This is a genomic window from Nocardioides insulae DSM 17944, assembly GCF_000422825.1.
GTDB classification, from domain to species: Bacteria; Actinomycetota; Actinomycetes; order Propionibacteriales; family Nocardioidaceae; genus Nocardioides; species Nocardioides insulae.
This window is the reverse complement of the sequence record NZ_KE383930.1, coordinates 14867-35556: the sequence shown is the minus strand read 5'-3', so window position 1 is coordinate 35556 and position 20690 is coordinate 14867. Positions and strand designations below refer to the sequence as shown.

At 72.3% G+C, this 20690-nt stretch carries 19 protein-coding genes; 11 read left to right on the top strand and 8 right to left on the bottom strand.

All coding sequences use genetic code 11. The annotated features are described in order from the left end of the window. Nucleotides 1-247: 247 nt before the first annotated feature. Entirely contained in the window at nucleotides 248-736 is a 489-nt protein-coding gene (locus G515_RS0118485; protein ID WP_028661349.1) for a glutathione peroxidase, read from the bottom strand. A 90-nt stretch (nucleotides 737-826) separates the two neighbouring features. On the opposite strand from G515_RS0118485, the gene G515_RS0118480 reads away from it, so the two are divergent. Then, nucleotides 827-3634, top strand: coding sequence for a DEAD/DEAH box helicase (locus G515_RS0118480; protein ID WP_028661348.1), 2808 nt, complete (start codon nucleotides 827-829; stop codon nucleotides 3632-3634). A 1-nt stretch (nucleotide 3635) separates the two neighbouring features. Beyond that, on the top strand, nucleotides 3636-4301 hold the full coding sequence (locus G515_RS0118475) for an SWIM zinc finger family protein (RefSeq protein WP_028661347.1): 666 nt from the start codon (nucleotides 3636-3638) through the stop codon (nucleotides 4299-4301). Between the two features lie 15 nt (nucleotides 4302-4316). Here the strand turns inward: G515_RS0118475 and G515_RS0118470 are convergent, their stop codons facing one another. Further along, the gene (locus G515_RS0118470; RefSeq protein WP_211221092.1) at nucleotides 4317-4982 is read right to left on the bottom strand and encodes a class I SAM-dependent methyltransferase; all 666 of its coding nucleotides are present in this window, start codon (nucleotides 4980-4982) and stop codon (nucleotides 4317-4319) included. Nucleotides 4983-5132: 150 nt separating this feature from the next. Here G515_RS0118470 and G515_RS0118465 point away from each other — a divergent pair, with 150 nt between their 5' ends. From G515_RS0118465 to G515_RS0118455, 3 genes are read left to right on the top strand one after another with little or no spacing between them, the layout of a single operon-like run. After that, the gene (locus G515_RS0118465) at nucleotides 5133-6221 is read left to right on the top strand and encodes a hypothetical protein (protein ID WP_028661345.1); all 1089 of its coding nucleotides are present in this window, start codon (nucleotides 5133-5135) and stop codon (nucleotides 6219-6221) included. Further along, on the top strand, nucleotides 6218-7384 hold the full coding sequence (locus tag G515_RS0118460; protein ID WP_028661344.1) for a hypothetical protein: 1167 nt from the start codon (nucleotides 6218-6220) through the stop codon (nucleotides 7382-7384). The genes G515_RS0118465 and G515_RS0118460 overlap by 4 nt, the downstream gene beginning before the upstream one ends. Continuing rightward, nucleotides 7381-8616: a hypothetical protein gene (locus G515_RS0118455; RefSeq protein ID WP_028661343.1), complete on the top strand. Its 1236-nt coding sequence runs from the start codon at nucleotides 7381-7383 to the stop codon at nucleotides 8614-8616. Before G515_RS0118460 ends, G515_RS0118455 begins: the two co-directional genes overlap by 4 nt. A 154-nt stretch (nucleotides 8617-8770) precedes the next feature. On the opposite strand, the gene G515_RS0118450 is transcribed toward G515_RS0118455, so the two are convergent. Both G515_RS0118450 and G515_RS0118445 read right to left on the bottom strand, forming a co-directional pair. Further along, on the bottom strand, nucleotides 8771-10273 hold the full coding sequence (locus G515_RS0118450; protein ID WP_028661342.1) for an FUSC family protein: 1503 nt from the start codon (nucleotides 10271-10273) through the stop codon (nucleotides 8771-8773). A gap of 216 nt (nucleotides 10274-10489) precedes the next feature. Further along, on the bottom strand, nucleotides 10490-11194 hold the full coding sequence (locus G515_RS0118445) for an EcsC family protein (RefSeq protein WP_028661341.1): 705 nt from the start codon (nucleotides 11192-11194) through the stop codon (nucleotides 10490-10492). Between the two features lie 37 nt (nucleotides 11195-11231). On the opposite strand from G515_RS0118445, the gene aat reads away from it, so the two are divergent. The 3 genes from aat to G515_RS23410 all read left to right on the top strand — a co-directional run bounded on the left by aat (nucleotide 11232) and on the right by G515_RS23410 (nucleotide 13352). Continuing rightward, complete coding sequence (gene aat / locus G515_RS22325) at nucleotides 11232-11957, top strand: leucyl/phenylalanyl-tRNA--protein transferase (RefSeq protein ID WP_051218593.1); 726 nt, start codon at nucleotides 11232-11234, stop codon at nucleotides 11955-11957. Between the two features lie 61 nt (nucleotides 11958-12018). Beyond that, nucleotides 12019-12423 (top strand): hypothetical protein, encoded by a 405-nt coding sequence (locus tag G515_RS0118435; protein ID WP_157571195.1) that lies wholly within the window; start codon nucleotides 12019-12021, stop codon nucleotides 12421-12423. After that, complete coding sequence (locus tag G515_RS23410) at nucleotides 12399-13352, top strand: DUF2510 domain-containing protein (protein ID WP_028661339.1); 954 nt, start codon at nucleotides 12399-12401, stop codon at nucleotides 13350-13352. The genes G515_RS0118435 and G515_RS23410 overlap by 25 nt, the downstream gene beginning before the upstream one ends. Nucleotides 13353-13364: 12 nt before the next feature. Here the strand turns inward: G515_RS23410 and G515_RS0118425 are convergent, their stop codons facing one another. The 4 genes from G515_RS0118425 to G515_RS22320 all read right to left on the bottom strand — a co-directional run bounded on the left by G515_RS0118425 (nucleotide 13365) and on the right by G515_RS22320 (nucleotide 17316). Beyond that, entirely contained in the window at nucleotides 13365-13694 is a 330-nt protein-coding gene (locus tag G515_RS0118425) for a rhodanese-like domain-containing protein (protein ID WP_028661338.1), read from the bottom strand. A gap of 22 nt (nucleotides 13695-13716) precedes the next feature. After that, nucleotides 13717-14178: a GNAT family N-acetyltransferase gene (locus G515_RS0118420; protein WP_028661337.1), complete on the bottom strand. Its 462-nt coding sequence runs from the start codon at nucleotides 14176-14178 to the stop codon at nucleotides 13717-13719. 96 nt (nucleotides 14179-14274) lie between these two features. Further along, nucleotides 14275-14961, bottom strand: coding sequence for a VOC family protein (locus G515_RS0118415; RefSeq protein WP_028661336.1), 687 nt, complete (start codon nucleotides 14959-14961; stop codon nucleotides 14275-14277). Nucleotides 14962-15138: 177 nt separating this feature from the next. Continuing rightward, the gene (locus tag G515_RS22320; RefSeq protein ID WP_051218592.1) at nucleotides 15139-17316 is read right to left on the bottom strand and encodes an MMPL family transporter; all 2178 of its coding nucleotides are present in this window, start codon (nucleotides 17314-17316) and stop codon (nucleotides 15139-15141) included. Between the two features lie 142 nt (nucleotides 17317-17458). On the opposite strand from G515_RS22320, the gene G515_RS22315 reads away from it, so the two are divergent. The 3 genes from G515_RS22315 (at nucleotide 17459) to G515_RS22310 (ending at nucleotide 20670) form a co-directional block, all read left to right on the top strand. Then, nucleotides 17459-18616: a sensor histidine kinase gene (locus tag G515_RS22315; protein WP_051218591.1), complete on the top strand. Its 1158-nt coding sequence runs from the start codon at nucleotides 17459-17461 to the stop codon at nucleotides 18614-18616. Next, nucleotides 18568-19209 (top strand): LuxR C-terminal-related transcriptional regulator, encoded by a 642-nt coding sequence (locus G515_RS0118400; RefSeq protein WP_028661335.1) that lies wholly within the window; start codon nucleotides 18568-18570, stop codon nucleotides 19207-19209. The genes G515_RS22315 and G515_RS0118400 overlap by 49 nt, the downstream gene beginning before the upstream one ends. Before the next feature lie 126 nt (nucleotides 19210-19335). Beyond that, nucleotides 19336-20670, top strand: coding sequence for a chloride channel protein (locus tag G515_RS22310; protein WP_051218590.1), 1335 nt, complete (start codon nucleotides 19336-19338; stop codon nucleotides 20668-20670). The last annotated feature ends 20 nt before the right edge of the window (nucleotides 20671-20690 follow it).

Here is a 20690-nt window from a genome sequence, read left to right as displayed (position 1 = left end):
ACGGCAGCCGAGAAGACCAATCAGCCGACTTTGGTCTAACACCAGGCGAGCAGGGCCCGTCGAGGCCGTGATGTCTATTACTCGGTGGGGGGAGGACGGTGATCCGCGGCCGTACGGCACCCCAGGATCGGCCGGCGTGCGGGCGGGCCGGACGACGACCCTGACCGCGCATGGGGCCCGGTTGAAGGTGGCGGCTGCGGGCGCACTTTTCGCCGGTTAACCGGGGAAAAGTACACCCGCGCCGGCCTCAGTTCAGGAGCTTCTCGATGGCCCCGACGACGGCGGGGTCCTGCGGCTCGGTGCGCGGGCCGAAGCGGTGCGCGACGCTGCCGTCGGCGTGGATCAGGAACTTCTCGAAGTTCCAGGCGATGTCGCCGGCGTCGCCGCCGTCGACGGGGGTCTGCACCAGGCTCTGGTAGATCGGGTGGCGGTCCTCGCCGTTGACGTCGATCTTCTCGGTGAGCGGGAAGGTGACGCCGTACGTCGCGGAGCAGAACTCCTGGATCTCCTCGGCGCTGCCCGGCTCCTGGCCCATGAACTGGTTGCAGGGGAGCCCGACGACGGTGAAGCCGCGCTCGGCGTAGGTCTCCTGGAGTTGTTCGAGGCCGGTGTACTGCGGGGTGAGGCCGCACTTGCTGGCGACGTTGACGAGCAGGGCGGGCTTGCCTTCGGTGATCTCGCCCAGCGTGGCGGGGGTGCCGTCGAGTCGGGCGACGGGGGTGTCGAGGATGCTCATGCCGCGAGCCTAGCGAGCCGCCGAGCGGGGGCGGGGCGACGAGTCACCCACCGGGCCGGGACGGTCGGTGGGCCCGGGTAGTTTCGCGGCATGAGTTTCGTGCCCCTCACCGGCCCCGCCAGCCTCGCCCCGGCGGAGTCGGCGCGGGAGGGCACGATCACCTTCACCGACGCCCGGCGCAGTGTCGCGCTGCCGATGCGGGCGGCGATCCCGGTGCTGACCAAGGCCCGCGATCGGGCTGATGCGCACGCCTCGGTCGGGTTGCTGGCGGGCTCGGTGCTGCTCGCCCTGCAGTTGGTGGCGGCGGGCAAGTTCCGGCCCGAGGGCGAGGGCTGGCGTCCGGTGATCGTGGGCGAGGACGCCGAGCGGGTGCGCCTGCTCGCCGAGGCACGGGCGTACGACGCGCTCGGGCCGGAGGCGGCCGAGGGAGTGGTGCGAGGCGTGCTGGACGCCGTCGTCGACGCGATGCCACACGTGCCGCCGAGGTCGGGGGGGACGCGCCGCGCGGGCGGATCGGCGCGTGCGAGCCGTCCCGGTACCCACCCCGGGTCGACGCGGCCGGCGGACACCCGCACCGACGACTTCGTGGGCCGGCTCCAGGCGCGGGTGGAGAGCCATCTGTCCGGGAGCCGGATCGAGCGGGACGAGCTCGCCCAGCTGGTGCGGATCTCGCTCCGGGTCGAGGCCGACGAGGAGGAGTTGCGCGGCGGGTCGGTGCGACTGGTCCTGCAGGTGCACGACGAGACCGATCCGCTGCGGCTCGCCGACGCGGCCCTGCTGTGGACCGGCGATCCGCGGGAGCACGGCTTCGGGGAGCGGGCGCGCACGCACGTGGCGGTGCTGCTTCGCGGGGCCGCCGACGCCTGGCCGGTGCTCGACCGGTTGCTGGATCTCCGGGTCCCCGACGAGATCACGCTGGAGTCCGACGAGATCGCCTCGCTGCTCGAGGACGGCGTCGCCGCCCTGCAGGAGCGCGGCGTCGACGTGATGTGGCCCAGGTCGTTGGGGCGCGACCTCACCACCTCGGCGGTGCTCGACCGGGCCCCGCGTCGCGACACGGACGCGTGGGCGGACGTCGAACCGCTCAACACCGGTCTGTTGGGTCCTGAGGCGGTGTTCGCCTTCCGCTGGCAGGCCGCGCTGCACGGTGAGCCGCTCACCGAGGAGGAGATGGACCAGCTCGCCGCCGCCGCGTCCCCGCTGCTCAAGCTGCGCGGCACCTGGACCGTCGTCCACCCCGACGTCGCCCGCAAGGCCCGCAAGCGACTGCTCCGCACGGTCAAGCCTGCCGAGGCGCTCGGCGCGGCGCTGAGCGGCGTCGTGCAGGTCGGCGAGGAACGCGAGGAGGTCATCGTCGGTGCCTCGGTCGGCAGGCTCCGCGAGCAGGTGCTCGGCGCGGGCGCGGGCGACCCGCTGCCCGAGCCGGCGGGGCTCGCCGCCACCCTGCGGGACTACCAACGGCACGGAGTCAGCTGGCTCGCCGACCTCACCGCGATGGGACTCGGCGGGTGCCTGGCCGACGACATGGGCCTCGGCAAGACCATCACCCTGATCGCACTCCACCTGCACCGCCGCGACACCGGCCTCGGCGGCCCCACCCTGGTCGTGTGCCCGGCCAGCCTGCTGGGCAACTGGGAGGCCGAGATCCAGCGGTTCGCGCCCGGCGTGCCCGTCCGCCGGTTCCACGGCTCCGTCCGGGATCTCACCGGGCTCGCCCCGCCCGTGGGAGCCGGGCACGACCCGGCAACGAGCGGGCCGGCCGAGGCCCCAGCGCCGTACGACGCCGGCTTCGTGCTGACGACGTACGGCACCATGCGCAGCGATGCCGTCCGACTGGCGGCGGTGCCGTGGGGGTTGGTGGTCGCCGACGAGGCGCAGCACATCAAGAACTCCCGCTCCGCGACGGCACGGATGCTGCGCACCATCCCCAGCCGCGCGCGGGTGGCGCTGACCGGCACGCCGGTCGAGAACGACCTGACCGAGCTGTGGTCGATCCTGGACTGGACCGTGCCGGGGCTGCTGGGCAGCCGCAATGCGTTCCGGCGGGTCTGGGCGGCGCCGGTGGAGGCGGGGATCGACACGGTGGCCAGGCAGTTCGCCGAACTGATCCGGCCCTTCCTCCTGCGGCGGCGCAAGTCCGACCCCGGCATCGCCCCGGAGCTCCCGCGCAAGACCGAGACCGACCACCTGCTCCGGCTGACCCGCGAGCAGACCGTGCTCTACGAGGCGTTCGTGCGGGACACGATGGAGCGGATCGAGCGCGCCGACGAGGCCACTCGGCGCGGCCTGGTGCTGATGCTGCTCACCGGGTTGAAGCAGATCTGCAACCACCCGGCCCAGTTCCTCAAGCAGGCGGGCGGTCGCATCGGCGGCCGGTCGCAGAAGCTCGACCTCCTCGACGAACTCCTCGCCACCGTCCTCGCCGAGGACGGCGGCGTACTCGTCTTCACCCAGTACGTCGCGATGGCCCGCCTGCTGGAGCGGCACTGGCACGCGGCCGGGCTGCCCCACCAGTTCCTGCACGGCGGCACCCCGGTCCGGGAGCGGGAGGCGATGGTGACCCGGTTCCAGGCGGGCGAGGTGCCGGTCTTCCTGCTCTCCCTCAAGGCGGGCGGCACCGGGCTCAACCTCACCCGCGCCGACCACGTGATCCACGTCGACCGGTGGTGGAACCCCGCGGTGGAGGATCAGGCCACCGACCGGGCCTACCGGATCGGGCAGACCCGGCCGGTCCAGGTGCACCGGCTGATCACGCGGGGCACGGTCGAGACCCGGATCGCAGAGTTGCTGACCCGCAAACGTGCCCTGGCCGACGCCGTCCTCGGCGCGGGCGAGGGGGCCCTCACCGAGCTGAGCAACGCCGAGCTGCGCGACCTGGTCACCCTCGAGGTCGACTGACGTGCCGGCCACCACGCACCCCCGTCAGTCCGCGCGCCGCAGCGTCAAGCCGGCCACGTGGTGGGCCAAGGCCTGGCAGCGCGCGGTCGAGGAGGCCGCCTACGACCAGGGTGACCTGATCGCCGGTCGTCGCCTGGCCCGCGCCGGCAGGGTGGGCGGCATCATCCTCGACGCCGGGAGCTATGTCGCCGCGGTCGAGGATCCGGGTGGACTGTTCAGCGTCGCGGGCACCGTGCCGGTGCTCGACGACCGTTCCCTGGACGCCCTGGTCGAGGCGGTGGCCGCGACCCCCGGTCGGATCGCCGCCCTGTTGGCCGGCGACCTGCCGCACGACCTGGTCGAACATGCCGAGGAGCTCGGGGCCGAGCTGCTCCCCTACGGCGGCGAACTCGGATCGGTCTGCACCTGTGACCACTGGGCCGACCCCTGCCCCCACGCGCTGGCGGTGTGCACCCAGGTGGGGTGGCTGCTCGACACGGATCCGCTGGTGCTCTTCGCCCTGCGCGGTCTGCCCCGCGACGACCTGCTGGGCCGCCTGCACACCCTCAGCCTGACCGCGACGGCAGCGGACGGCCCCGACGCCGACGACGCTACCGAGCTGGACGACCTCGATGTCGCCCTGGAGGCGGCGCTGCGCGCCCACCGGCTGCTGCGCGAGTGGGAGTGAGCGGTGCCCCGTCGCTCACCCGAGGCGGGCCAGCAGCATCGCCTGGTCGTCGCGCTCGTGGGCGGTCAGCGAGCGTCGCACCAGCCGGGAGACCTCGCGCAGGCCGGTGGCCTCGAGGTGGTCCGCCACCGTGTCGGGTGAGTAGCAGTAGCGCTCCAGGCGGACCTCGTGCCCGAAACCGCGGTACGCCGCTGACACGTCCCTGATCCCCACGCCCGCCTGGAACCCCACCAGCAGGTGACCGCCCCGTCGCAGCACCCGGGCTGCCTCGCGACAGACCTGCGCCAGCCCGGACGGCGGGGTGTGGATGATCGAATACCACAGCAGGACGCCGGCGAACCGGTCACGTGCGAACGGGAGGGCGGTGAGCGACCCCACCGCGAACCCGAGGTCGGGATGGTCGCGTCGGGCCATCGCGATCATCCCCGGCGAGAGGTCCACCCCCTGCGTCCGACAGCCGCGGTCGGCGACGTACCTGCTCAGCCGGCCGGCCCCGCACCCCGCGTCGAGCACGATGGGGTCCTCGCCCGTGCTCACCGCGTCTGCGAAGGCGTCGACCATCGCAAGGTCAAGCCTCGCCTCGGCCCGTGTGTCGGGCAGATAGGCGGCGTAGTCGGCGGCGACGGTGTCGTAGGCGCGCCGCACCTCGGCGTACGCCATCGGGTCCGGCGTCAAGGGCACCACCCCACCTTGGCACGGATGGTCAGGCGGTTGAACAGGCCGGACGAACCGGAGCGCCGGTCCTCGCACGGCCGCGCGGATCGTTTCGGCGGTCTCCCTGTGCGGGCGTCGATGAGCGGCGGTGACGCAGCGGCAGGCAGAATCGGGCGCATGGAACGGGTGGTCTATCTGCATGTGGGTGCGCCGAAGACGGGCACCACCTACCTGCAGGATCGGCTGGCGCGCAACACGCTCGCTCTGGCGCGCCACGGGGTGCGCTACCCGGCCGGGTCTCCGCTGGGAGACCCGTCGCTGTTCCAGTTCCGGGCCGCCGTCGACCTGCTCGGCAAGGACTGGAGCGGGCCGGGGGAGAAGTCGTCGGGCAAGTGGGCCCAACTCAGCGCACAGGTACGCCGCCGGCAGGGCAGCGTGGTGATCAGCCACGAGTTGTTCGCCGGCGCCTCCGCGGAGGTCATCGAGAAGGCCAAGACCGACCTGGGTGTCGGGGCAGGCACCGAGCTGCACATCGTCTACAGCGCGCGCGACCTCGGCCGGCAGGTGCCGGCCGCCTGGCAGGAGAGCGTCAAGCAGGGGCAGACGTGGACCTACCGCGCGTTCTGCCGGCGGATGCGCCGGAGGAAGGGGTGGTTCGCCCGCACCTTCGACCTGCCCAGCGTGCTCACCGCCTGGGGTGACGGCCTCCCGGCAGAGCAGGTGCACGTCGTCACGGTCCCGCAGGAACGACAGGGCGACGTGCTGTGGCGACGCTTCTGTACGGCGTTGGCCCTCGACCCGAGCTGGGCCCGGCGTGAGACCCAGCGTTCCAACCCGTCCCTCGGTGCGGCCGAGGCGTCCCTGCTGCGTCGGCTGAACACCCGGCTGGACCGCCGCGGCCAGATCGGCAGCTACGACTTCCTGATCCGGGAGCTGGTTGCCGAGCGTGAGCTGGTCGGCCGCCAACCCCTCCCGGTCACCCTGCCCGAACGACTGCGCGGCTGGGCCGAGGAGGAGTCCGAACGCTGGATCGAGTGGATCGCCAGCAGCGGCGCCCGGGTGCACGGCGACCCCGCCGAACTGCGGCCGGCACCCCAGCCTGTCGATGCGCGGGTCCTCGACCCGGACCGTCCCGGTGCGCGGATCCAGCTCGGAGCCGCCCTGGACGCGCTGGCCGCGATGACCCGCGAGGCCGAACGACGCCCCGACCCGGATCGACACTTCGCCGCCAAGTTGAGGCACCGGATCAAGGAGCTGAGCCGATGAGTGCCCCGCACCTGCCCACCGGGTCCCCGAGCGACCCCGCCCGTGCCCGCGCCTGGGGATGGGTGGCCCACCTTCGGGAGGGCGGCACCACGCCGTGGCGGACCTGGCTCGGGACCGGCGGCGACGGGTCGGACCGGGGCCGCTACCTGCCGGGCGCCCAGCAGTTGGAACTGCTGCGTCGGCTCAACGAGGTGGGCCGCCCCGGCCCGGACCTGGCCGGCCGCGTCCTGGCCGCCAGCGCCCCCGGGCGCGGCCGCCCCGATCGCGAACTGCTGGGGGCGGCCCCGGCCACCGGGTTCGGCCTGCCACCGGTCGACCCCGAGGAGCTCCCGGTGCAGGAACTGATGCGGGTGGCGACCAGCCTGCTCGCCGAGGACGTCGCGAATGCCGACGTACCCCCGCTCGAGCAGGGCCTGTTGCGGCCGTGGCGCCGCCGGTCCTACCTGGGCGGTGACCCCTGGCTGATCGCGCCGATGCGCGACCATCTGCTCGTCCGTGGCCGGCCGCAGGGCGGACGACGGCCGATCGCGGTGCTCGTGGGTCGCGATCTGCCCGGGATGCTCGCCGACGCCTGGACCGCGCGCTGCTTCGACGATGGCGTCGCGCCGTGGGGGGAGTGGATGTCCGGCGTGATGCGGCGCCGAGCGTTGCCGCCCCGGGCGAACCTGCTGGCCCGGGCACGCTGGTGGGCCGAACGCGTCGGACACGATCGGGTCCACGTCGTACTCGACCGGGGTCTCGTGCCGGGCGTGCTGGGACTCCACCGCCCGCTGCCGCTGGCTCCCCGGGTGTCCGTGGACGCCGCCGACCTCGCCCGGCGGCTGGTGCCGGTCCTGGGCCTGCTGGCTCCGCCGGCGCACCGGGAGGACCTGCTCCGCCGCGGCCTCGCCCCGCGGCTGGCGACCTACGGCGGCCAGCGGCCGGGGTTCTCCTCCGATCAGTTGGCCTGGCTGGAGACCGCGGCGCGGCGTCAACGTGATGGTCTGCTCGTCGCTGGTTACGCTGTGCACGGCGATCCCGACGTTCTGGTCCCTCCGACCGATGAGCGCGCCGGTCTCACCACGGGTGCCGGCCCGACTCCGACCTCGGTCTTCGAGCTGGCTCTGCGGGTGCTGCTCGACGGTCGCTCCAGCCGTAGCTCACAGGAAGGGAGCCAGACGTGACCAAGCGGGTGCTGCTGCACGTGGGCACCCCGAAGACCGGCACGTCCTACCTCCAGGACGTCCTCTTCCGGAACCGCCAACGCCTCGCCGACCAGGGCGTGCACTATCCGACCGAACGCTTCGACGGGCACTTCCTCGCCGCGCTCGACCTGATGCGGATGCCCTGGGGTGGTCTCGAGGCCCAGGCCATCGGCGAATGGGACCGACTGGCCGGACAGGTGCGGGATCTGTTCGCGATCTACGAGCAGCCCACCGTCATCATCAGCCACGAGATCCTCGCCACCGCCTCGCGCTCGCAGGCGGGTCGGGCGCTCGAATCGCTCGGACTGGGCGATCCCGACGTCGAGATCCATCTGATGCTCTCCGTGCGGGACCTGGTGCGTCAGGTGCCCGCCGAATGGCAGGAGAACGTCAAGCACCGCAGCACGCTCTCCTACGCCAGGTTCCTCGGGCAGATCCGCGACCCCGAGCGGGACAGCCGGATCGGATCGTGGTTCTGGGGCGTCCAGGAGATCCCCGACATCTTGCACCGGTGGGGTGCCGACCTGCCTCCCGAGCACATCCATCTGATCACGGTGCCGGCGCACGGCAGCGCCAAGGACGAGCTGTGGCACCGCTTCGAGCGAGCCTTCGGTCTGCGCGACCTCGACCTCGAACTCGGCGCCGAACGCTCCAACCCCTCCATGGGGGTGCCCGAGACCGCGCTCGTACGCCGGATCAACAAGGCGGCCAACAAGCAGGTCGAGCCGCGGTTCTACCGCCCCCTGGTGCGTGAACTGCTGGCCCACCAGACCCTCTCCCAGCGCAGCGGCTCGCCGCGGCTGGCGCTGCCGCCGGATCTGCACGACTGGGTCCAGGAGCTCTCCCGCAGCTGGGTCGACGAGATAAAGGTGCGCGGGTACGACGTCATCGGGGACGTCGACGACCTGATCGGCGCCGCGCCGGTCAGCTACGCCGACCCCGACCACCCCCGCGAGCGTCAGGTCGCCGGTGCCGCGGTCGAGTCCATCCGGGCCCTGCTGTTGGAGAACGCGCGCCTGATCGAGGAGCAGGAGCGCCTCACCGGCCAGCTCCACGAGACCCAGGACGCACTGCACCGCGCCTACCTGCGCCCCACCTACCGGCTGCGCGAGAAGATCGTCCGCCGCTTGGAGACCTCGACCACCGGGCGTCAGGCGATGAAGGCCTACCGCCGGGTCCGCGGCCGCCCCGAGCCGCCCCACCTCCCCTGACCGGTTCCACGTCTATCGGCCCCGGGCCGAGCTCGCCGGACTGGTGGCGGTCGGGAGAGCCGGATCGGCCAGATCCTCGTCGTCGCCGCCCCGCAGGGTGAGAAACCAGCGAGCTGACCGCCGGTGCTCAAGCACGTCTCTTCGGCGACCAAGCTCACCCGTCCACGGGCAGACTCAGGGCGAGGCGAGCCGCGTGGGCGGTGTCGTCGATGAGCATGGCGCAGGCTCGTGCGGCCTGTTCGGCGGCGTCCGGGGCGTCCGGGGCGGCCGAGGTTGCGAAGTCCTCGGGGAGGCCGACCTCGAGGTGCTCGGCGGCGCTGCTCAGCTGTACCGCGAGTTCGGCCAATGCGTCCGGGGATGCGGCCGCGGGCCGGTTGATGGCCGCGAGTGCCGCTTCCCGGAGGCTCTGGGCGTGGAGCCCGACCTGGTTCAGGCTATCCACGAGGGCCTGCGGCGTTTGCCGCCGCAGAGCAAGGAACCTGCTCGCCTCCCGCAGCTCGCGGCTGGCGGACTCCGCTGCGGCCCGGGTGTGCAATCGTTCGGTCGGCGGCCCGGGCTGGGCGAGGACGGCAGCGGTGCGTCGCAGCATCCGGGCGTGGGCCTCCAGGACGGCGGAGAGGTGATCGGGGACGCGCTCCTCCTCTCGCGGAGGCCAGATCACCAGTGTCGCCACCGCGGCGATGAGGGCTCCGACCGCGGTGTAGGTGCTGCGCTCTAGCGCCTCCTGCCATCCGACGGTGCCGCTCGTGTCGCTCAACAGGAGCGCGACCGGCGCGGAGAAGACGGGCCAGAATCCGTAGTTGATCTTGCGCAGCGGCTGGCCCAGGCTGCTGAGGATGGCAATGGTGATCACCACGGCGTACGCGGAGTGGCCGCTGGCGAGGACCAGGAGGAAGACCGCCAGGACGCTGCCCAGGATCGTTCCGACGACCCGCTTGACGATGCGGGTGGTGGTCTGGCCCCAACTCGGTTGGAGCGTGGTGATGACGCCGATCACGATCAGCTCGCCGCCGGGGAGCCCGGTCGCGACGATCAGGGCGTAGGCGGCGGTGACGCACACCCCGAGGCGGACGGCGTACCGGAAGCGGGGCGAACCGTGACGTGCTGCGCCGCGAAGCTCGGAGAGCACCGTGCGAGTGCCCGCCAGCAGGTCGCCGCGGCCGTGGGAGGTGTCCCGGGGGCGGGGAGGATCATGCCGGCCGCCGAAGTACGGGGTGAGGAGGAGGGCGGTCGCGAACAGACCTCCGGCCAGGAACCCAGCGGTGCTGAGCCCGACGTTCTGAGCGGGCGACTGGGCACCGATCACCACGCACAGGGCGGGGAGGGGGCCCATCCACCGGAGTGGTGCGGCCACAGCCGCCAGCGCCACCAGCGGTAGGGCGGCCCATCCGCCCGTGAGGATGCCGAGAGCGAAGCTCGCTGTCATCAGGCAGCATCGGCGTACGAGCGAGGTCGCGCGGGCACGGGTGTCGCCGTCCGGGGTGGAGCGCATGGTCAGCCAGGCGGACATCGCCGTGAGGACGCCCGCATCCAGCCGATGCAAGGCGACGCCGAGGAAGGCGGGCACGCCCACGGCGATCGCAGCGGCGAGCCCGAGCCGCCAGTCGTAGGAGGCGCCTGGTTCGCGGGAGAGGTAGGTGCGGATGACCCCTCGCATCGTCCCGGATCCCGTCATCTTCTCCCCCCGTCCTGCCGCACCGGCGGTCGGCCGCCGGCGGCATGCGAACGGAGACTTCATCGTCTTCCACCGGCTTCGATCCGGACAAGGACTGGCCGAGGCCGACGATGAGGCCGTGGCCTCCAGGGTCGGCGGCGCGGTGGCCCCGCCGAGACTGATCCGCGGAGGCCGACTCGTCCTGCGCGCCGGTGCGGGTCAGAAGCCGGGGCGGGGGAGGAACTCGCGGGCGGCGTAGCGGCCCAACTGGAAGGTGCCCCAACCGTCCGCGCCGGCACCGACGACGCCGCCGATGATCGGGACCCGCTTGCTGGCCGCGACGGCGACCCGCTTGCCGGCGACCCGGGCCATCATCTCGGTGGCGACCTCGTTGGCGACCGCGCGGTCGGTGCCGGCGTCGAAGACGGGTGCGGTGGCGAGCGCCATCGGCGGCGCGGGCAGGCGCAACTTGTTCACCATGGAGTCGACCTTGTCCTCGCCGAGCAGGCTCACGAGGATCGCGTTGCGGACGCGGGGATCGTCGAGGTCGTAGCCGCGCAGATGTGCGATGCCTGCGACCATCCGGCACTGGATCAGCGCCAGGCCGGTGACGTTCGCGGGGATGGTGACCGCAGCGGTCACCAGGCCACCCAGGTTGGTGGCGAAGCCGCCCGCGGCGGCGTACGCGACGTGGTTCTCGATCACCTCGCGGACGGCCTTGTCCCGGTCTCCGTGCTGCTCGGCCAACTGCGCCTCGGCCGCCTGCGCGGCCGGGGGCAGCGGACCGACTCCGGTCAGTGCCCGCTCGAGCGCGGTGTGCAGGAACCCAGTGGTGAAGGTGGGTGCCATGCCGACGAGCCGGGGCGCCAGCGCCGAGGCGGCGGTGCCGGCGAGGGTGCGCATCGCCCCGTGCTTGCCACTCATGCCCTCAGAGTAGGCTGCGGCGGGTAACTTCGGCCCCATGCCCGTCGAACCGCCACCCTCACAGTGGAGCTTCTCGGTCCCTGACGAGGACGGGCTGGACGACCTGGTCGGCATGGGCGCCGACCTGGCACCGGGCACCCTGCTGGCGGCGTACCGTCACGGCCTGTTCCCCATGCCCGGTCCGCGCCGACGCGACCCACTGCTGTGGTTCTCCCCCGTGGAGCGGGGCATCCTCCCCCTGGACGGTCTGCGGGTCTCCCGGTCTCTGCGCCGGGCCACGAGGGACTTCGAGATCAGGATCGACACCGACTTCGAGGCGGTCGTGGAGCGCTGCGCCGACCCGTCCCGACCACAGGGTTGGATCGACGAGCCGATCCGTGCGGCGTACGCCGAGCTGCACCGGCTCGGCTGGGCCCACTCGGTGGAGACCTGGCAGCAGGGGCGACTGGTGGGCGGGTTGTACGGCGTCGCGATCGGGGGACTGTTCGCGGGGGAGTCGATGTTCCACCATGCGCGGGACGCCTCGAAGGTCGCCCTGGTCGCTCTGGTCGACCTGCTGCTGGAAGGGCCGGCCGACGAGGTCGGGTCGCGCCTGCTCGACGTGCAGTGGACCACCCCGCACCTGGCCTCCCTCGGGGTGGTCGAGGTGCCCCGCGAGGAGTACCTCCAACGACTCGCGATAGCCCGAGACCTGAGCCTGCCGCGCGTCTTCGGCGGCACCCGTGGCGAGGCCGCCCGCAGGGATGGTTTCGGGGCGCACTGACGGGGCAGAGTGGCACCCGTCGCGGGTGAACGGCATCCGTGCTGACGTCGAGGAGACCATCATGCGATCGACTGCTGTCCGCGCGCGCCGTACCGGAGTGGCACAAGCCTCCGGCCTCGCCGCTCTGCTCCTCGTCGTCGGCCTGGGCGCGAGCGCGTGCGGTGGCGAGGACGACGGGCCGCTCAGCGCGCAGCAACTGTGCGACACCCTGGACGACGTCGACGACGACGGCACCATCGGCGATGCCGTCGACCGGCTGGAGGACGTCGAGCTGTCCGACGAGATCCCCGCCGACGCGGCCGAGGGGTTCGACGCGCTGATCGAGCTGTTCAAGACCCTTCCCCAGGACACCAGCGGTGAGGACCTCGACTCCGGGCTCTCTGACGTCGACCCGTCCGACCTCGACCAGGAGATGGTCACCAAGGCGACCGCCTTCATCGAGTGGAGCGACAGCACCTGCGACTGAACGCCGGGACCCGGGTCCTCGACCCGGTCATCGCCATCGAGGGAAACAGCAACGTGAACCAGAGCCCCGACCGACCGATCCCACCGGGCTGGTACGCCGATCAGCGCGGCGTGATCCGCTGGTGGGACGGTGCGCGGTGGAGCCACCACACCCGCCCCGGGGTGGAGGGGCCCATTCCGACGGAGGACGGCGGCGTCGAGGACGACGGCACCACGAGGGTGTCGGATCGGCGCCGCTACCCGGTGCGACCGGGCGGACCGGTACGCCGCAGGGAGGTGCGGCCTCCGCGACCAGCGACCCGACCGGCCGCGCCGGCTCCCGCGTCCGCCCCTCCCGCGCCTGCCGTTCCGGTGTCCGCTCCGGCGCGGGTGCCCGGCCGACCGGCGCAGGCGTGGTCCGCACCGCCGTCCGCGCCGTTCCAGCCCCCGAGCGCGCACCCGCGCGTGGCCGCCGCGGCGCGCCCGTCGGTGGCGGAGCAGACGGCGGTGGTGTTGCCGGGTTTCGGCCCCGGCACCCAGGGTTTCTCGCCGTCCTTCGAAGAGGCGCAGCGCAGGCACCGCCGACTGGTGGTGGTGGCTTGCCTGGGCGCGCTGCTGTTCGCGATCCTCGGGATCGGCGTGGTGGCGTTCTCCGGAGCTCTTGCGGACACGCCGGCAGAGACCGCGCCCACCAGGGCGGAGTTCTGCGCCGACTACACCCGCTTCACCGGGGCCGACTCCACCCTCGATGCGAAGGGCGTCGTGGCCGGGATGCGACCGGCCGAGGACATGACGACCGCCCAGCAGGAAGGGTTCGAGGTCTTCGCCGACCATGTCGCGAGCACCCCGGACGACGGTGAACTGGTCGGCCTCTCCACCGCCATCGTCGCCCCCGAGGACCTCGACGCGGTGACCTCCTACTTCGGCTACGTGGAGACCAACTGCCTGTGAGGCGGGCGCCGATCAGACCACCATCGGCGGGGCACCGGTCTCGCTGACCATCTCCCGCCCGGCGGCCTCCCAGTCGAGCATGCCGCCGTCGAGGTTGACCACGTCATGCCCCTGCTGGCCGAGGTACATCGTGGCCTGGGCGGAGCGACCGCCCACCTTGCACACCACCAGCACCTGTCCTTCGGGCACCTCGGAGGTGCGGGCCGGCAGTTCGGCCAGCGGGATGTGAACGGCGTCGGCGATGTGCCCCGCCATCCACTCGGCATCCTCGCGGACGTCGAGCACGGACAGACCCGGGGGCAGCGGGTGGGGCACCCCGTCGATGGCAACTGTGGGAATCACAGGGCAACTGTAGGAGACGGCCTCACAGATCCAGTTCGTAGTAGATCGCCAGCGGCCCGGAACCGCGCCCTTCATGGCAGTCGAACCCGAACTTCTCATAGATCGCCCGCGCCGAGTCGTCGTCCTCACTGGTGTTGAGGTCGAGGTACGTCGCGCCCAGCGAACGGAGGTCGTCGATGATCGCCTGCAGCAGGATCGATCCCAGACCCTGGCCGCGGCGATCCGGGACGACGTAGAACTCGGCCAGGTAGCCCTCGAGCTCGTCGACGGTGGTCTGGGTGCGCAGCCGCACCAGGCCGTGGCCCAGCGCCGGCGTACCCACCAGCCAGACGCGGGTGTCGCCGCCGGCACTCAATCTGCTCAGGTGAGCGGCGAGGTCGTCCGGCTCGAGCGTGGGGGAGTCGTACTCCCGGTTGAAGTCGGCCTGGAGGGCGGCGGCCTCGGCGAAGTCCTGGGCGGACGCCGCCAGACGTGGTCTCACCATCCCGCCATCCTGACCGGCCCGGTCGCTGCTGACCAGAGCGAGTGCCGGCATCGACGCTCACGGATGGCGAGGCGTTCCAACCCGGGAACCGCACCGTCACCGGGACGGGAGGAGACAGAACTCGTTGCCGGATAGGTCGAGGTAACAGCGCCAGGGGAGGTCGCCCCAGTCGGTGTGGAGGGGTGCGCCGCCGCGATCGACGATCTCGCGGGCGAGGGCGTCGTGGTCGTCGCCCGGCTCGAGCCGGATGTCGAGGTGCATCTGGTTCTTGCCCGTTCGCTTGGGCTCGGGCTCGAGTCTCAGTTCGAGCACCGGGCCGCGCTGGGAGGGGTGACGGAGGGCGGCTGCGCCCGGGGTCGGCCGCCACCCGGTCAGCCAGGCCCAGAAGACGAGTTCGCGGTCGGGGTCGGCGACGTCGAGCGAGAGTACGACGACCGGGCCGGTGTCGGCGTAGGCCGGGTCGGCCACCACGGAGAAGGGGTTGCCGGCCGGGTCCGCGAACCACACCCCGTCCTGGCCCCGGGCGCGGGTGGCGCCGAGCTCGAGCAGTCGGTCGTGACGCCCGACGTCGTCCCGGAGCCCCCACCGGAGCCGCCGGGGACCGGAGGGAGGTGTCGGCACCCGCTGGAAGCAGAGGTCCAACACCGGTCCGTCCGGCACCTCCAGTCGGGTCTCGTAGCCCGCCGGCTCATCGGTCAGGGTCTCCGTGCCGAGCACCGCCTCCCAGAACCGGCCGAGCGTGCGCGGGTCCGTGGCGTCGCCGACGACGTTCTCGAGGAACACGACCTCACCCTAGAAGACCCACCGGAGCCAGGGTGGCTCCTGCCGGATGAGCTGGAGACGCGGTCACTGTCGTCACTCCCGTCACGTCACCCAGGGAGAAGTGTCGCTACCTGGCCGATTTTTCGGCCGGGTAGCGACACTTTCACCGGTGAACCGGGGAACCGTCCGCACCACCGATCACGACCGCACCCCAGCAAGGTGCTCGGGCTCGACAACAGCGGCAGGCGGGAGATCGGCCGGGCGGCGGGGCCACCAGACCCGGTCGCCGAGCAGCACCAGCAGTGCGGGCAGGGCGACCAGACGGATCAGGGTGGCGTCGATGAGGATCGCGGCGGAGAGCCCGACCCCCATCATCTTCATCTCCATCATGGACAGGGTGGCGAAGAGCGCGAAGACCGAGATCATCACGGCGGCTGCGCTGGTGACGGTGCCGGCGGTGTCGGCGATGCCGCGACGGACCGCGGCACGGGTGGGCAGCCCCTGGTCGACGTACTCCTTGACCCGGCTGAGCACGAAGACGTGGTAGTCCATCGAGAGCCCCACGAGCACGACCATCACGAAGATCGGCACCCACGAGATCAGGTAGCCGGGCGAGGTGAAGTCGAGGAGTTCCTCACCGACGCCGTGCTGGAAGACCACCGTCATCACCCCGAAGACGACCGCGACCGAGGCGAGGTTGAGGGCCGCGGAGATCAGCGCGATCGGGATACTCCGGAAGGCGAAGCCCATCATCAGCAGGGTGAGCAGCAGGACGAAGCCGATCACCCAGGGCAGGCGTTCGCGCAGCTTGTCGGTGAAGTCGACCGAGGTGGCCGTGTCGCCACCGACCGCCCACTCGTCCGTGACCCCGTCGAGGGCCTGGGGGGCGAGGTCCTCGCGGAGGATCTTGATCGCCTCGTCCGCGCGGTCGCTCTCCGGGTCGAAGGGCATGGCGAGTTGGATCCGTGAGGTGGTGCCGTCGGCCGAGACCTGGATCTCCGCGTCGGTGTCGGTGAACTCACCGGTCGCGGCGGCGTCGTCCTCGAGCCCGCTGAGCGCCGCGGCCACCTCGGACCGGTCGGACGCCGGCGCCCGGACGACGACATCGGCGGTGCTGCCCTCCTGAGGGAACTCCTCGGTCACCGCGGCCATCGTGGCGACCTCGGGGATGTCGGGAGGCAGCGTGTTCAGCCCTGCCTCGTGGGTCTTCATGCCGAGCGCGGGCACGGTGAGCAGCACGATCGGTACGACGGCGACCAGCAGGGCGACCAGCGGGTGCCGGACGACGGGGCCGAGGACGCGGCCGCTGATACCGCCCCGACCGATCCGCCGGTTGAGCCGCCACAGCAGCGGGACCCGCGGCCGGTCCACCCAGCGGCCGAGTTTGGCCAGCAGGGCCGGCAGGACGGTGATCGAGCCGAGCACGGCGACGGCCACCACGGTGATCGCGCCGACCGCCAGCGAGTTGAAGGTGGTGTCGGTGAGTACGAACAGCCCGGCGAGGGCGGCGATCACGGCGAGCCCGGAGACCACGATGGCGTGTCCGGAGGTCTGCGCCGCGAGGTCCACGGAGTCGAGGGTGGTGCGGCCGGCGGCGCGCTCCTCCCGTTCCCGTTTGAGGTAGAAGAGCGAGTAGTCGACCCCGACGGCCATGCCGATCAGCACGATCATGCTGATGACGGTGGGTTCGGCGGGCACCAGCAGCGAGATCGGCGCGGCGATCCCGATCGTGGCCGCCACGCTGGTGGCGGCGAGCAGCACCGGGATGCCGGCGGCGATGAGGGCGCCGAAGGCCAACAGCATCAGCACGAAGGTGATCGGCAGACTGAACAGTTCCGCGGTCCGCAGGTCCTCGGCGACCCGCTCGTTGATCGCCTCGTCGATGCTCTCCCCGCCGGTCTGGCTCACCTCCAGATCCGGGTAGGTCGACTGGACATTGTCGGTGACGGCGAGCATCGGCGCCACGTCCAGGTCCTCGGACTCCTCGAGGGTGACGGGCACGAGGACGGCGGTGTCGTCCTCGTTCCACATCGGAGCGCCGACCTCGGTGACTCCGGCGACGGGGGTCATCTGGGTGGTGAGCGCGGCGGCGGCGTCCTCGGCCATGTTGCGGTCGAGGACGCCGTCGGTGGCGGTGATGAGCACGTTCTCGACGGGCGGGCCGTCGAGGTTCGCCTCGTCGACCATCGCCTCGGCCCGGCCGGATTCACCGACCCGGTAGTCGGCGTCGGTGGGTTGCTGGGTCGGGATGAGCGCGGACAGGGCGACCGCGGCGACCACGAAGGCCAGCCACAGCCCGATCGCGCTCCACGGGTGGGTGGCACTCCATCTGGCGGCCCTGGTCGGCAGGGCGGCGAGAGCTGAACGCTGGGACATCGGGAACTCCTGGTGAGGAGAGATGATCGGATGTCTCCAGCCTCGGCGGGCTCGCCCGAGCGCACAGGGGCGTGTGCACCCCAGATGGAAGTGGTGCCTGCACCACCGCCGCGGGCCGGGCCGGCGCGGCAGGATGGTCCCCGTGCCCCATCAGACGACCGAGCGTGCCGGGCCCTTCGAGGTGACCGGGTACGCCGCGCTGCACGTGATGCTGTTCGTGCCGCTTCTGCTCGTCTTCCTGCTCGTCTGGCTCGGCGGGGTCCTGATCGTCGTGTGGATCGGCGTGGTCGTGGTGCTGGCGCTGCTGCCGGTCTCGCGGGCGTTGGCCGACTGGCACCGGAGGATGGCCGCCCGGATCCTGGGTCAGGCGCTGCCCTCGCCGTACCTCCCGCTCCCGCGTGGTCCGCTCAACCGGCTGCGGGCCCAGGCCGTCGATCCGGCCATCTGGCGTGACTTCTTGTGGATGCTGTGGGCGATGACCCTCGGGTTCACGCTCTCGCTGTTGGTGCTGCTGCTCCTCCTCCTGGTGATCACCATCCCGATCTGGTGGTACGGCGCCGGACCGCTGATGCGGATCCGCGCCTCGGTGGACCGGCTGATGCTCTGTCCGGGACGCGCCGAGCAACTGGAGCGGCGGGTGCGGCTGCTGGCCGAATCCCGGGCCGAGGCGGTCGATCACTCCGCCGCCGAGTTGCGGCGGATCGAACGTGACCTGCACGACGGGCCCCAGGCCAGGCTGGCCGCTCTCTCGCTCAACCTCGGCCTGGCCGAGGACCTGTTCGAGAGCGATCCCGAGGCCGCTCGCCGCCTGGTCAACGAGGCCCGGAGCAGTTCGTCCTCGGCGCTGGGGGAGTTGCGCGACGTCGTCCGCGGTATCCATCCGCCGGTCCTGGCCGACCGCGGGCTGGTCGGTGCGGTGGAGGCCCTCGCGGTCGACATGGCGCTGCCGGTGCAGCTGTCCGTGGACCTCCCGGGCCGGGCACCGGAGCCGGTGGAGTCCGCGCTCTACTTCGCGGTCGCCGAGTGTCTGGCCAACATCGGGAAGCACGCGCGGGCGGGCGAGGCGTGGGTACGGATCCGGTACGCAGCCGGGTGGCTGACCGTCGTGGTCGGCGACGACGGTGTCGGGGGTGCCGACCCGGGTGGTGGGTCCGGCCTGCGTGGTGTCGCGGACCGGTTGGCGGTCTTCGATGGCACGATCAGGCTGTCCAGCCCGCCGGGCGGACCCACGATCGTCACCCTGGAGGTCCCGTGCGTGTTGTCGTCGCCGAGGATCACGCCCTCCTCCGGGCCGGTCTGATCCAGCTGTTGGAGGCCAAGGGGTTCACCGTGCAGGCCGCCGTCGACAACCTTGCCGACCTGGAGCGCGCCCTTCGGGATCCCGCCGCCGAGGCCGCCGTGGTCGACATCCGGCTGCCACCGACCGGCACCGACGAGGGACTCCGGGCGGCGATCGGGATCCGGCAGGAACGGCCCGCGTTCCCGGTGCTCGTGCTCTCCCAGTACGTCGAGCGGCTCTACGCCCGCGAGCTCCTCGCCAGCGGCGAGGGGGCGATCGGCTACCTGCTCAAGGATCGCGTCTCCGACGTGGCCGAGTTCGTCGAGGCGCTGCACCGCGTCGCCGCAGGCGGCACCGTGCTCGATCCGGAGGTGGTGGCGGCGGTGCTGGCCCGTCATCCCGCCTCTCCGGTCGACCGGCTCACCGGGCGTGAGCGGGAGGTGCTCGCCCTGATGGCCCAGGGTCGGGGCAACGCCGCCATCTCGGCCGAACTGGTGATCACCGAGAAGGCCGTCGCCAAGCACATCAACAACATCTTCACCAAGCTCGACCTGCCCACCGACACCGACGACCACCGCCGGGTCCGTGCGGTGCTGGAGTGGCTGCGGCTGTGAACGGTGACAGCGGCTGCGAGGGACCGGTGCGAGGACGGCGCGAGGATCGATAACGTCGTCCCATGAGTTCGGGAGAGTGCCCCAGACCGGCCGTTTCTCCGGTCGCCAGAACATACGGCGGCCGGCGTGGCTGAGCAGGCCGCGCCCCCGGCCGGGTCGGAACGATCCGCGCTGATCCGGCTGCTGGTGGGGGCCGCGGCGGTCGGCATCCCGGTCTCGCTGGCCGCCTTCGCCTTCCTCGCGTTGCTGCACGAGATCACGCATCTGGCCTGGGAGGGCCTGCCCGACCAGCTCGGCTTCGACGAGGCACCGTGGTGGTGGCCGTTCCCGCTGCTGCTGGTGGCCGGCCTGCTGGTCGGGCTCGCGGTCCGCTCCCTGCCCGGCCACGGCGGACACAACCCGATCGACGGCCTGACCATCACACCGGTGCCGATGATCGACATCCCCGGCGTCCTGCTGGCCGCTCTGGCCGGCCTCTCCCTCGGTGTGGTCCTGGGCCCGGAGGGCCCGCTGATCGCGATCGGTTCCGCCCTGGCCCTGTGGGTCTCCCGCCCGTGGGTGAGCGACCCGCACAGCCCCGCGCGACAGGTGATGGCGGTCGCCGGAGCGACCGCGGCGATCTCGGCGATCTTCGGCAGCCCGCTGCTCGGCCCGGTCTTCGTGCTGGAGGCCGCCGGCCTGGCCGGACCGGCGCTGCGACGTCTCACCCTGCCGTGCCTGCTCTCCTCGGGCATCGGGGCGCTGGTCTTCACCGGGCTGGGGAACTGGACCGGACTCGAGATCGCCTCGCTCTCCCTGCCCGCCCTCGCCGGGCCGGACCGACCGGACCTGCCCGACCTGCTCTGGACGGTTCCCCTCGCGATCGCGGTCGCCCTCGCGACCCAGGGGATCCGCTGGATCGCCCGCCGAGCCTCGGGGTGGTCGCACCAGCGGCCGATGCTCGGCGCACTCGGAGCGGCCCTGGTCGTGGCGGCCTGCGGGGCGGCGTACGCCCTGATCACCGGGCACTCGCCGATGGACGTCGCCCTCTCCGGCCAGGCCCTGTTGGAACCCCTGGCCACGTCGCCGGAGAGCTGGTCGGCCTGGGCCCTGGTGGTGCTGCTCGTCGCCAAGGGGCTCGCCTACGCCGTCTCGATGGGTGCCCTGCGCGGTGGACCGATCTTCCCGGCGGTGGCGCTGGGCGCCACCGCAGGGGTGCTGGTCGGGGCGTTGCCCGGCTTCGGCACCTGGCCAGCGATGGCGGTCGGGATGGCCGCCGCCACCGCCACGATCCTGCCGATGCCGGTGATGGCCGGTGTCCTCACCGTGCTGCTGCTCGGCCCGAACGGCGTCGCCCTGGCGCCGCTGGTGCTGCTGGGCGTGGTGGTCGCCTTCGTCACCGCACGGGTGATCGACGAGCGCCGGAGCCTGCCCGAGGCTGACGTGACTCCCGACGGGCCGCCGAGCGCGGCGGCGTCCTGAACCGTCGCTGGCGGAGGCCA